The sequence below is a fragment of the Marinomonas mediterranea MMB-1 genome, from assembly GCF_000192865.1.
Taxonomy (GTDB): Bacteria; Pseudomonadota; Gammaproteobacteria; order Pseudomonadales; family Marinomonadaceae; genus Marinomonas; species Marinomonas mediterranea.
Window position 1 is genome coordinate 639400 of sequence record NC_015276.1, and the last position, 12959, is coordinate 652358.

Annotated in this window: 11 protein-coding genes; all 11 read left to right on the top strand. The window is 37.2% G+C overall.

Going from position 1 to position 12959, the window contains the following annotated elements; genetic code table 11:
• Positions 1–55: 55 nt before the first annotated feature.
• From MARME_RS03090 to MARME_RS03140, 11 genes are read left to right on the top strand one after another with little or no spacing between them, the layout of a single operon-like run.
• Positions 56–751 carry an acylneuraminate cytidylyltransferase family protein gene (locus tag MARME_RS03090; RefSeq protein ID WP_013659810.1) on the top strand — a complete coding sequence of 232 codons (696 nt, stop codon included), beginning with the start codon at positions 56–58 and terminating at the stop codon, positions 749–751.
• Entirely contained in the window at positions 748–3000 is a 2253-nt protein-coding gene (locus tag MARME_RS03095; protein ID WP_013659811.1) for an N-acetylneuraminate synthase family protein, read from the top strand. Before MARME_RS03090 ends, MARME_RS03095 begins: the two co-directional genes overlap by 4 nt.
• A gap of 16 nt (positions 3001–3016) precedes the next feature.
• Positions 3017–4030 carry a UDP-N-acetylglucosamine 4,6-dehydratase (inverting) gene (gene pseB / locus MARME_RS03100; RefSeq protein WP_013659812.1) on the top strand — a complete coding sequence of 338 codons (1014 nt, stop codon included), beginning with the start codon at positions 3017–3019 and terminating at the stop codon, positions 4028–4030.
• Positions 4031–4038: 8 nt separating this feature from the next.
• The gene (pseC, locus tag MARME_RS03105; protein ID WP_013659813.1) at positions 4039–5202 is read left to right on the top strand and encodes a UDP-4-amino-4,6-dideoxy-N-acetyl-beta-L-altrosamine transaminase; all 1164 of its coding nucleotides are present in this window, start codon (positions 4039–4041) and stop codon (positions 5200–5202) included.
• Complete coding sequence (gene pseF / locus MARME_RS03110) at positions 5202–5888, top strand: pseudaminic acid cytidylyltransferase (protein ID WP_013659814.1); 687 nt, start codon at positions 5202–5204, stop codon at positions 5886–5888. The genes pseC and pseF overlap by 1 nt, the downstream gene beginning before the upstream one ends.
• Positions 5882–6961, top strand: a complete 1080-nt coding sequence (pseG, locus tag MARME_RS03115; RefSeq protein ID WP_013659815.1) for a UDP-2,4-diacetamido-2,4,6-trideoxy-beta-L-altropyranose hydrolase — start codon at positions 5882–5884, stop codon at positions 6959–6961. Before pseF ends, pseG begins: the two co-directional genes overlap by 7 nt.
• Positions 6955–7596: a formyltransferase family protein gene (locus tag MARME_RS03120; RefSeq protein ID WP_013659816.1), complete on the top strand. Its 642-nt coding sequence runs from the start codon at positions 6955–6957 to the stop codon at positions 7594–7596. Before pseG ends, MARME_RS03120 begins: the two co-directional genes overlap by 7 nt.
• Complete coding sequence (gene pseI, locus MARME_RS03125; RefSeq protein ID WP_013659817.1) at positions 7597–8646, top strand: pseudaminic acid synthase; 1050 nt, start codon at positions 7597–7599, stop codon at positions 8644–8646.
• Between the two features lies 1 nt (position 8647).
• The gene (locus MARME_RS03130; protein WP_041647741.1) at positions 8648–9967 is read left to right on the top strand and encodes a surface carbohydrate biosynthesis protein; all 1320 of its coding nucleotides are present in this window, start codon (positions 8648–8650) and stop codon (positions 9965–9967) included.
• Complete coding sequence (locus tag MARME_RS03135) at positions 9967–11520, top strand: hypothetical protein (protein WP_013659819.1); 1554 nt, start codon at positions 9967–9969, stop codon at positions 11518–11520. The genes MARME_RS03130 and MARME_RS03135 overlap by 1 nt, the downstream gene beginning before the upstream one ends.
• The gene (locus MARME_RS03140) at positions 11510–12958 is read left to right on the top strand and encodes a lipopolysaccharide biosynthesis protein (protein WP_041647742.1); all 1449 of its coding nucleotides are present in this window, start codon (positions 11510–11512) and stop codon (positions 12956–12958) included. The genes MARME_RS03135 and MARME_RS03140 overlap by 11 nt, the downstream gene beginning before the upstream one ends.
• Position 12959 lies beyond the last annotated feature (1 nt).

A 12959-nucleotide genomic window follows, 5' to 3' on the forward strand; every position in this document is an offset into this window, starting at 1 on the left:
TACTCAAAATTATGCTTATGTGTCTATTGTTAAACTGTATTTTCAATGAGTTTATATGAAAAATTTGGTAATAATTCCTGCGCGAGGCGGTTCTAAAGGTATTCCTAGAAAGAATGTTAGGATAATTGCTGGTAAGCCGTTGATTAAATGGTCAATTGAGCATGCGTTAGATAGTGGTGCAGATAGAGTGTTGGTGTCTACTGATGATGATGAGATTGCCGAGGTTGCGTTAAAAAGTGGTGCAGAGGTGCCATTTTTAAGACCTAGCAATATATCTGGGGACTTAGCGACAACCGAGTCTGCCTTAATACATGCTCTGGAGTGGTTGGAAGAAAATGAAAACTATGTTCCTGATAATGTGATTTTGCTACAGGCAACATCTCCAATAAGAAAGAAAGGAGCGATTGATGAGGCTGTTTCTCAGATGCTAGAGGAGGGTGGCGATTCCTTGCTTTCTGTTTCTTCATTCGAACATTTCTTATGGAGGGATAAAAAATTGCCTATAGCTTCTTATGATTTTAAGTCTAGGCCTAGGCGTCAGGACTTGGATCCAGATCAACTGAGTTTTGTTGAAAATGGCTCGATATATGTTACAAAGTTGAATGTTTTGATGGCTAATAAAAATCGTTTGGGCGGAAAAATTTGTTTATATGTTATGGATGATGTGAGTAAATATGAAATTGATACTCAATTAGATTGGGTTATTTGTGAGTCTATTCTAACAGCAGTTGGATCTGGTGGTTTAGTATGATGATAGTGAATAATGTTGAGAAGTTTTGTGTATTGAAAGGCGAAACGGTTCTTAAGGCTCTCAACAAAATTACCGAAAATAAAATGCATGTGGTTTTTGTTATCTCTGATGAGGGGGATTTAGTAGGTTCTTTTTCTGATGGAGATTTTCGTCGTTGGTTGATATCGTCGGAAAATGGGGCAACTAATTTAAATGAGCTTGTTGAGAATGTGATGAATGTTGCTCCTCGTTCATGTGATATTTCCGAATCGCCGAATATTATAAAGGGATACTTCAGTGAGTCTGTGTTGGTTTTGCCTTTGTTGGATTCTAGTGGTCGACTTATATCTGTTGCAATCTCGGAAAAAGAAGGGCTTTCTATTGGAGGGGTTGCAATAGATAAGGCTTCGCCAGCTTTTATTATTGCTGAAATTGGAAATAATCACAATGGAGATATATTATTGGCGAAGCATTTGGTCGATCTGGCGTTTGAGGCCAACGCTGACTGTGTGAAATTTCAAATGAGGGATGTTCCTAGTCTTTATAAGAATGGAGGAGGTCTTGATTTATCTGCAGATCTAGGTGCCCAATATACAATGGATCTTTTGTCCAAATTTCAGCTTAAAAAATCTGAACTTTTGGAGGTTTTTGATTATTGTAAAACGCTTGGTTTAACTCCTTTATGTACTCCTTGGGACTTAAAAAGTCTTAAAGTTTTAGAAGACTATGGAATGGAGGCATATAAAGTTGCTTCAGCGGATTTTACTAATCATGAGTTACTAGCTGCTTTGGCAGCGACAGGAAAACCTTTAATATGTTCGACAGGAATGTCGACAGAAGCGGAAATTAAAAAGTCTGTGTCATTTCTTAATAAATTGGGCGCGCAATATGTTGTTCTGCATTGTAACTCTACCTACCCTACTCCTTTTAAAGATGTAAATTTGGCTTATATAAAACGTTTAGAAGATATAGTTGAAGGAGTTGTTGGCTACTCAGGACATGAGCGAGGGATATCGGTTCCTGTTGCTGCAGTTGCATTGGGAGCTAAGGTTATTGAGAAGCACTTCACTATCGATAAAACTATGGAAGGGAATGACCATAAAGTATCTCTTTTGCCTGAAGAGTTTGCTGAAATGGTTGTTAAAATTCGAGAGGTTGAAGAGGCGATGGGCAATGACGAAGAGAGGTGTATATCTCAGGGCGAAATGCTCAATCGCGAAACGTTAGCTAAAAGTATTGTGGCGGCAGCTTCGTTGAAAAAGGGACAGTTAGTTACTAGGAATGTCCTTAAAATAATGAGCCCCGGACAAGGTCTGCAGCCAGTCTATATTGATGAGCTTGTTGGTAGGCCTGCCAAGCGAGATATTTCAGAGGGTGATTATTTTTATGAGTCTGATTTAGATGGTGAGATATTGGAGGCAAGGGATTATGCTTTTAATAGGCCGTTTGGAATACCCGTTAGGTATCATGATTATGCAAAACTAATAAAGAAAACAAATATAAATTTTGTTGAATTCCACCTGAGTTATCAGGATATGGAGTTGGACATTTCAGACTTTTTTGATGGTGAGCAAGCGATTGGTTTTGCGGTTCATAGCCCTGAACTTTTTGCAGGAGACCATATTCTTGATTTGGCATCTTATGATGACGAATATAGAGAGAAATCTATATTCGAACTTAATCGGGTTTGCAACATAGCTAGGTCGTTAAAGAGTTATTTTTCAAAAACGGAAAATCCTGTCGTAGTTGTGAATGCTGGAGGCTTTGATTCTTCAGGCTTTATTAGTTCAGAAGATAGAGTGCGAAAGTACAGGCTAGTTGCTGATTGTCTTAACAGAGTCGACTTGTCTGGGGTGCAATTATCAATTCAAACTATGCCTCCCTTTCCGTGGCACTTTGGCGGTCAGAGTTATCACAACCTGTTTGTAGATCCAAGTGAAATAGCTGAGTTCTGTCGGAAATACGGTTACCATGTTTGCTTTGACGTGTCGCACTCGATGATGGCATGTAATTATTATGGGTGGAATCTTAGTGATTTTACTTCAAAAATAGCTAAATTTATAAATCATATGCATATTGTAGATGCTCTAGGCGTTGATGGAGAGGGGGTTCAAATAGGTAAAGGGGATGTTCATTTTGAGCAGTTGGCATCTGATTTGTCTGAGTTGGCACCTAACGTTCAATTTATTCCAGAAGTTTGGCAAGGTCATAAGAATGACGGAGAAGGTTTCTGGCAGGCTTTATCATTTTTGGAAAAGCAAAAAATATAGTTGTAAGGGTAAGTAAATGTTGAATAATAAGGTTGTTTTGATCACTGGTGGAACTGGCTCATTTGGTAAACAATTCATTAGCACTATCTTGAATAGATACCCAGATGTTAAGAAAATTGTCATCTTTTCTCGCGACGAGCTTAAGCAGTTTGACTTAAGGCAAAAATATCCTCATGCTGAGTATCCAAAATTACGTTTTTTTATAGGCGATGTTCGTGACCGAAGTCGAATGATTCAAGCTTGTGAAGGTGTGGATGTAATAATTCACGCGGCTGCGATTAAGCAGGTAGATACAGCTGAATATAATCCTACAGAGTGTATTCGTACTAATATTGATGGCGCGGAAAATGTTATTCAGGCTGCATTGCAATGTGGTGTGCAAGATGTTGTGGCTTTATCAACAGACAAGGCTTGCGCGCCTATTAATTTGTATGGGGCGACTAAGTTAGTATCTGACAAGCTGTTTACTGCGGCTAATAACATTCGTGGATCAAAAGATATTCGTTTTAGTGTAGTTCGCTATGGAAATGTTATGGGGTCTAGAGGGTCGGTTATACCTTTCTTTATGGGTAAGCGAAAAGAAGGGGTATTGCCAATCACTCATGAAGAAATGACCCGTTTCAATATTTCATTGCAAGATGGAGTGAATATGGTCATGTATGCTTTAGAGCACCATTTGGGGGGGGAGATTTTTGTGCCCAAAATTCCTTCATATAAAATTCTTGATATTGCTAAAGCGATTGCGCCCGAGTGTGAAACTAAAGTGGTTGGTATTCGTCCTGGTGAGAAACTGCATGAGGAAATGATAACAGACACAGACTCGCTAAATACTATTGATTTAGGCGAGTATTATGCTATTTTGCCTTCAGTGTCTTTTAATTATTCTGAAAGTGAGTATGTAGCACATCATGATGCTCAAAAAGTTCCTTTTGGATTTAAATATAATTCAGGGACAAATACAGAATGGGAAACAATAGATAGCTTACGTGGTTTAATAAGAGAGCACGTAGATCCTAATTTTACAATGTGAGTATTATCGTGATTCCATATGGTAGACAGGAAATAAAGCAACAAGACATTGACGCGGTAGTTGATGTCTTGAAATCAGACTTTCTTACGCAGGGACCTCAAGTTCCCGCGTTTGAAGCCTCTCTAATGGGTGCGACAGGTGCGAAATTTGCCTTTGCCGTTAACAGTGCAACCTCTGCTTTGCATATTGCTTGTTTGGCGTTAGGGGTAGGAAAAGGAGATGTGCTATGGACGTCTCCTGTAACGTTTGTTGCGTCAGCAAACTGTGGTTTATATTGTGGGGCATCAGTAGATTTTATCGATATTGATCCAGCTACCTATAACCTTTGCCCAATTGCATTAGAGGTAAAGCTAAAACTAGCTAAATTAAATGGCTCCTTACCTAAGGTTGTCGTCGCTGTGCATTTATGTGGTCAGCCTTGCGATATGAAAGCGATTCATGCGTTATCGGTTGAGTATGGTTTCAAAGTAATTGAAGATGCTTCACATGCAATCGGTGGGCGTTATTTAGATAAGCCTATTGGTGCGTGTGACTACAGTGATGTAACTGTATTTAGCTTTCATCCTGTTAAGATCGTTACTACAGCTGAGGGTGGTGCTGCGCTGACGAATGATAAAGCTCTTGCCGATAAAATGACTTTATACCGCAGTCATGGAATAACGCGTGATGAAGTTCTCATGGAAAATCTTCCTCATGGTGGCTGGTATTATGAGCAAATAGATTTAGGTTTTAACTACCGAATGACTGAGTTACAGGCAGCGTTGGGTGTATCACAGATAGCGCGTTTAGGCGAATTTGTAGCAGCACGTCATCAGCTTGCTGAGCGGTACTACGAAAAGCTTGCAGATTTACCTATTACATTACCATATCAATTGCCTAATACCTACTCAGGCTTGCATTTGTTTGTGATCCGTTTAAAACTAGACGAAATTTCAAAAACACATAGAGAAGTGTTTGATGAGCTTAGAGAAAACGGTATTGGCGTTAATGTGCATTATATTCCTGTTCATTTACAGCCGTATTATCAACATATGGGCTTCAAAAAAGGCGACTTTCCGAATGCAGAAAGTTACTACACTAATGTAATTTCTTTGCCTATGTTTCATGCGATGACTTATGAACAGCAAGATGAAGTGATTCATGTATTAACGAAGGTGCTTGCGACTAAATAATGAATATTGCAATCATTCCTGCTCGTGGTGGCAGCAAGCGGATACCGCGTAAAAATATCAAGCTATTTTATGGCAAACCTATGATAGCGTATTCAATTGAGGCGGCATTAGAGAGTGGTTGCTTTGATAAAATCATTGTCTCAACTGATGATAATGAAATTGCGGGGATTGCCAGACAATATGGCGCACAAGTGCCGTTTATTCGTCCTGCAAAAATCGCTGATGACTATGCAACTACTCTAGATGTGATTGCGCATGCTCTGAAATGGTGTGCAGATGATGGGATGGTGATTACAAATGCTTGCTGTATCTACGCCACTGCGCCTTTTATTAGTGCATCAAGCCTAAAAGAAGGGTTAGCTGCCTTATCAGATGAAACGGTGTGTTATGCGTTTAGTGCGACTAGTTACGCTTTTCCTATACAGCGTGCGATCAAAATAGACAAAGAGTGTCGAGTTGATATGTTCCAACCTGAATATTTGAATACACGTTCACAGGATTTGGAGGAAGCATATCATGACGCAGGTCAATTTTATTGGGGCAAAGCCCAGGTATTTTTAGAGAAAAGAGCGATTTTTGACTCGAATTCAAAGGCTGTCCTTTTGCCACGTAAAAGAGTCCAGGATATAGACACTCAAGAAGACTGGGAATTAGCTGAAGCCTTATATCGAGTTATTGAATGCTAAATGTTGCTATTCGTACAGATGCTTCATTGTATATAGGTAGTGGTCATGTGATGCGTTGTTTAGTGCTTGCTGATGCATTAAGAAATGTCGGCTATAATGTTGTTTTTTTAACTCGCCCACAGAAGGGTGACCTTATTAGCATTATTAAACAGCGTGGCTTTGATGTCTTTGAATTAAGCCAACCACTTGAGTGGTTGGTTCCTGAAACAACGTCAGACTACGCAGCGTGGCTACAAATGGATGAGAATCACGACGCAGAAGAATGTTTAGCTCAGTTTGGGTCAACGGATTTGGTGATTGTTGATCATTACGGCATTGGTATAAAGTGGCATGAGAAAGTAAAAAAGGCCCGCAGCTGTAAAGTTATGGTTATAGATGACCTTGTTAGACAGCATGACGCCGATTTGATTGTGGATCAAACATTATTAAGAAGTGTGGACGAGTACCAAAAGCTCAACCCGCATGCAGAAATTTTAGCAGGTACTGATTATGCAATAATACACCCTGATTTTGCTAAATTTCGCCAAGGAGTCGATAAATTCAAAGCGTTAGAAAATGGATCTAAAGTCTTAATATCTATGGGCGGGATTGATGCTCCTAATGCTACCTTGCAGGTCTTAAACGCGTTTAAAAAAAAATTGATAGAACCACCTTGTGTTACTGTTTTGCTTAGCGAACGAGCGCCTCATTACAGTCAGGTAAAGTCTTTTGCTGAGAAAGAACGTTCTTGGATCACGCATATAGATTTTGTAGAAAATATGGCTGAATTCATGTCAGGGTACGATATTGCTATTGGTGCGCCAGGTTCAACTTCTTGGGAGCGAGCTTGTTTAGGTATACCCAGCATTATTATTCCTATTGCTGAAAATCAAAATATAATTGCTCAGAAGTTGCTAAAGGTAAATGCTGTTAAAATTGTTACGTTGAGTAATATTCAAAGTGAATTAGTGCCAGCATTAAACGAAATTATAATTCGATGTGATAGTTATAGAGCCTCTAATTTTGCATTATGTGATGGTGTGGGCTGCTCAAGAGTCGTGAAAAAAATAGAAAGGTGTATGAATCTATGTTAAATGTGACGTTAATTTGTACTGATAAGAATCATCCTGTTTATAAAGAACTTGAAGAGTGGAAAACGCTCAATGAACAAAAGTACTCAATAGAATTACTTACCACCGTCAGTGATATAAATAGAAGTGGGTCGCTGCTTTTTCTCATATCGTGTAGTGAAATTGTGAAACAATCTCATCGGGATTATTTCGAGCATACGTTAGTGTTACATGCTAGTGATTTACCAAAAGATAGAGGCTGGAGCCCACATATCTGGGCCGTTATTAATGGTAGAAATAAACTAACTCTTTCTTTATTGGAAGCCGGGGATAAAGTAGATACAGGTGCTATTTGGAAAAAAGTAGATATTACTCTTGATGGTAGCGAGCTTTATGACGAAATTAATCAAAAATTATTTGATGCTGAGTTGAAGTTAATAACATGGGCATGTGAAAATATAAATACTGCAAAGCCAATGCTTCAAGATGAAATGGCGTCTAACTATCTACGAAAGCGAACACCTTCCGATAGCGAGGTAAATATTAAAAAATCTATAGAAGAGCAATTTAATTTGTTAAGAGTATGCGATCCAGACCGTTTTCCTGCATATTTTAATATGAACGGTTGTAAGTACAAAATAAAAATAGAGAAATTTTAAATGAATGCTTTTATAGAAATCGATGGTAAAAAAATCGGCCCGGACTATGAACCTTATATTATTGCGGAGATGTCCGCCAATCATAATGGCAGTATAGAGAATGCCTTTAAAATAATGGAGATGGCAAAGGAATGTGGCGCTAATGCTATAAAACTGCAGACATACAGGCCTGATACTATCACAATGAAAAGTGATAATCCAGAGTTCATGATTAAAGGTGGTTTGTGGGCCGGAAAAACTCTATATGAGCTTTATGAAGACGCTCATATGCCATGGGATTGGCATGAGTTATTATTTGCAAAGGCAAAAGAAATAGGAATCACTATTTTCAGTTCGCCTTTTGACTTTACCGCGGTTGACCTGCTGGAAAGCTTAGGTGCACCTGCGTACAAGATTGCCTCTTTTGAAGCGATTGATTTACCACTTATTGAGTATGTAGCCAAAACGGGTAAGCCAATGATTATTTCTACAGGGATGGCGAACGAAGAAGAAATTCTTGAAGCTGTAGAAACCGCAAAAAATGCGGGATGTAAAGAGCTTGTTGTCTTACATTGTGTCAGCGGCTATCCAGCGCCATCTGAAGATTACAACTTAGCAACGATCCCAGATATGGCTAATAGGTTTGGCGTACTAACTGGTTTATCTGATCACACAATAGAGAATACAACTGCGATTACGTCGGTTGTATTAGGTGCATGTTTAATTGAAAAACACGTCACTTTGAACAGAAAGGGTGGTGGACCGGATGATAGTTTTTCTTTAGAGAAGCGTGAATTAATGCAATTGTGTCGAGACAGTAAAATCGCTTGGAGAGCTCTTGGAAAAGTAAACTACGAACGAAAAGAAAGTGAAAAAGGTAATATGATATTTAGGCGTTCACTTTATGTCGTAAAAGACATTGCTGAAGGTGAAGAGCTTTCTCATGAAAATGTGAAAAGTATAAGGCCTGGTTATGGGTTGGCTCCGAAACATTATGAAACCGTACTTGGGAAAAAGGCATTGTGTGAGATTAAGGCAGGCGTCGCCCTCTCCAGTGAAATGTTTGAATAAAATGAAAATATTGATATCTATAGACCACAAGTGGAGAGACCTTCCAGGCTATATTCTTCTGGGAGAGACACTGAAGAAAAAAGGTCATACTGTAGACTATTGTAGAAATGGCTTAGAAAGGTTTTTTGTATATTATCACTGTCCTGATGTTGTTATCTGGAATCATGTTTTGGATAAAGGTTCTCAGTTATTAGCCTGCGAACTAAAAAAAAATGGAGTTAAGGTTCTCTTATTGCCAACAGAAGGTATACCGACATTAGTGGGATACAGAGATTTTGCTCATGGTGCTTTTTCTGATTTGTCTGGCGTTTATAAAGCGTATACGTGGAATAGTGAGGCAAAGGTAAGTTTAGAAAAGAATTCGACGATTTGTAATGACGATATCGCGGTTATTGGTGTGCCCAGATTCGATGTATATCACCCTAAAAACAATTTCATGATAGTTAATAGAGAGGAGTTTTATAATAGACATGCCCTCAACTTAAACAAGAAGACTATACTTTTTGCTACGAATTTCACGCAGGCTTCATTTTTCAATAAAAACCAGGAGTTTCTGGAAAAAGATGCTAAGAATCTTGGCTTTGATAAAGTGGTTTCTGATGTGAATGATAATGCAAGAAGAGATTATGAGTCTCGAAGTTACTTCTTAGATAGCTTGTCTTTAGTTTCTAAAACTTTTTCCGATAGCAATATAATATTGAAACTACATCCTTCAGAAGATCATGCTTTTTATAGTTCTATTATAGACTCTTTTTCAAATGTAAAAATTATAGAGACCGACTATATCTGGGATGTACTGTTCCATAGTGATATAGAAATAAAAAGGTCTTGTACTACAGGAATTGAATCATGGTTAATAGATAAACCAACAATAGAGTATCATTTAAATCCGGATGAATGGTATTACTCTGAAGAGCATGCGAGTGGAAGTAGGATTGTTAGAAGTAATGCAGAGTTAATAGAGGCGATTAAATTTGGTTTGAGTGATAAAGAACGCTTTAATTCGAGCCTTGTTAATCGAAGAAAAAAAGTATTATCGGCTTGGGTTGGGGATTTCGATGGATGTCGTACACAAAAATTGGCAGAGGATATAGATAAGATTGATTCATATGCGAATTACCCATTAAATTTTAAACGATTAAGAGGTAGTGCAGTTGCGTATTTGTTGTCTAGTTTTGACTGGATGCTTCATGATATACGTACGTACGGACTTATTGGTAGGTTGACTGGGATCTATATGGATAAACTTGGGCGGTATGATAAACAGTTTCACTTTAAAGATACTAAAACTTGGACGAAAAAGATTAAAGTCACTGATTAATGATGATGAAAAATGTGATTAATAAGTTGGTCAGGAGAGTATTTCCTACTATATGGGCACTTAAGTATGCGTTTAAATATAGGAAGGGAAAAAATAAAGCGATCAGCGATAGCAACGGCGTTGTGCTGTTAGAGTTCTCATACTCTCTTCCTGTTATCGAATGCTATAGAGTAATTAGCGATGAACTACTTCTTCGATCAGAAGCCAGTGAATTAGAACTTTTTTCATATTCAGATGATCGTTATGATAAATATTTTTCATACTTTTCTGTTAAATATTTTTTAATTTATCACCTTTTAGGGTTCAAGTTTAATTTTTCGAATCTGAAATTACCTTCATGCGCTTCTTTTAGAGATTTAAAAGAAAAATTTTCTAGTAAGCAAGAATTGCTAGGATTTAAATTCGACAGTATTGTTATTGGTGACTTGATATATGATACGTATCTAAGGAAGAAAAAGGTATCAACTGTCGATCTTTCAGATGAATATCTATTTTATTTGGTAAAGATAGCTTGTTTTATGGTGACTGATGTGTCTCGGAATTTAATGCGAAAAAATGTCAAATCTGTTGTATGTGGTGATGTCGCATATATCTACTCAGGTGTTATGGCTAGAGTCGCAATTTCAAAAGAAATTCCATGTTACTGTTTTGACGACCGCTCAGGTTTAATTGTCAGAAAAATGGATGAGACCTACTTCAGACGTGCAAAATATTGGAACTACAAAACTGAATTTCAGTCACTTCCTAACAAGGCAGAGCGTATAGCTCAGGCTCGTTCTTCTATCGAAAGTAGATTAGCTGGAAGTGTCGCTAGTTTATCTTATATGGGAAAAAGTAGCTTTTCTGCTGCAAGCAAAGATAATAGTGTTCTCGACATTATTTCAAATAATGATAAGCCAACAATAGTTATAATGCTACATTGTTTTTTTGATAGCCCGCATATATACCGCAATGCCATATTTCCAGACTTTTATGAGTGGTGCAATTATCTACGCGGAGTAATAGAGAGAACAAATTATAACTGGGTTATTAAGCCTCATCCAAACGGCTTGGCTGGCAACGAAGAAGTAATTTATGCAATTTTCAAGAATACTAGAGCTTTTATATTAGAGCCCGAAGTTAGTAATCTTGATATAGTAAACAGTTCTCCAGATCTTGTATTGACGGTCTATGGGACTGTTGCTCATGAGTTTAGTTATTGTGGTATACCTGTTCTGAATGCTGGGGATAACCCCCATATTGATTACTCATTTTGTATTACAGCAAAAAACATTAATGAATACGATAATTATCTTTTGAATTTATCAGTGTTTTTTGATTTTAAAATTGATAAAGAAGATATTCTTGAGTTCTACTATATGAACTATTTATCTGAAGATTGTTTGTCTGAAAGATGTCCTTCATATCCTCCTGCTGACTTTATAGATGAGTATAAGTTAAACTCATTATCTCCAAAAGAAAGGCGACTCTACTATCACTATACAGATGCAACCTTTAAGTATTTTTTAGATAATGAAGTTAAATCGGATGTTGCATCAATAATTGAAAGGTAAAAAATTGCGAAGTTTTTTTAAGGCTAGCTTCTTTACACTTATTCGTTTTTTTTTAGTGAGTGTGCTTTCATTCGTACAGTTACCTATTCTAATCGGCGTTTACGGTGCAGAAGGTTTAGGGTATTGGGCTCTTTATCAATCTTTAACTGTAGTAGGAGTTGTATCGTTGTTGGAGTTCGGCTTATCCGCTTCACTGACGCGATCTTACTCTCTGCTTTCAAAATCAAGAAAAATTTCTTTAATACATAGTGACTTCTCAATAGCAAATACTATATATATTTTTCTATCTTTTGCGTTGTTTGTGATATATTTAGTGGCGTTGCAGTTTGCTGAGAAACTTAATGATGTATATCTTTTTATTATTTTCTTTTTGGTTCTCCAGTTTCCCGCCTTTAATCTGAGGGCTTTATTAAGTAGCCAGCTTTATTTTTCATGGATAGCTGTTTGGGATTTGAGTAGAAGTGTACTGATTTTTTTATTTGTTATTTTTCTTGCATTTTGGGAGGAAATGGAGATTGAATATCTTTTTCTCTTTGATAGTTTTGTAAGCTTTCTAATTTATTGCTTTTTTTATAGACTTTCCTTATCGAAAGGGTTGCACTCTTCTGGTTTTAGTAGCGTTTCTAAAGATTTCTTTATTAGACATACGGAGATTTCGGGGATAGGCTTTTTTAATCGGCTGATAGGGATTGTTCACCAATATGGTCCACATTACTTTGCTTTTATATTTATTGGTCCTGCCGGGGCTGGATATTTGAGTGCTTTTCGACGTTTACCATCTTTTCTAAAGCAGGTGCAAGGAGCTGTCAATAGCGTTGTTCTTCCGTTTGTAGCGCGTCTTGATAGAGGAAAAAAACAAGAAGAAACAATGTATGTTCTTACTAAAATTTCCTATTCTGTTTTTTCTGTGTTGTTTTTATTTTTCATTATATTTGTAAAGGAAATATTGCTTCTTTGGCTAGGGGAGGAAAGTTCAGAATACTTTTTTTGTGTAGCTGTTCTATTGACAATGCAAACATTAATTTGCCCATTTTTGCCTATTCTTTCAGGTCTTTATGACAAGCGTTATTTATTTTTAAGTGCTATCTTTTCGTTTGTAAGTGTGGTTTTTTTAGGGTTAAGTCTAGCTTATATTGAAAATGATGTTGCTTTTGTTATGTATGTGATTGCATTGTCGCAACTTCCACTGTTCTTTTCCGGTGTTTATTTTTTTAGACAGATCGCAAGGATTAGATTTGGAAAGCTAATAGTAGAAAGTCTTTTCTATATAGTACTTCCATCTTTCGCTTTGTTTGTGTCTGTTTTTTATGAAGCATTATATGTTAAGTTCGCTTTTTATATCCTATTGATTATTCTGGTTGTAATTTTTCAATATTTTTCATTGAACAATCAAATGAAGAATGAACTAAAAGGTTATATCAATTCGAGGTTTTTATGAA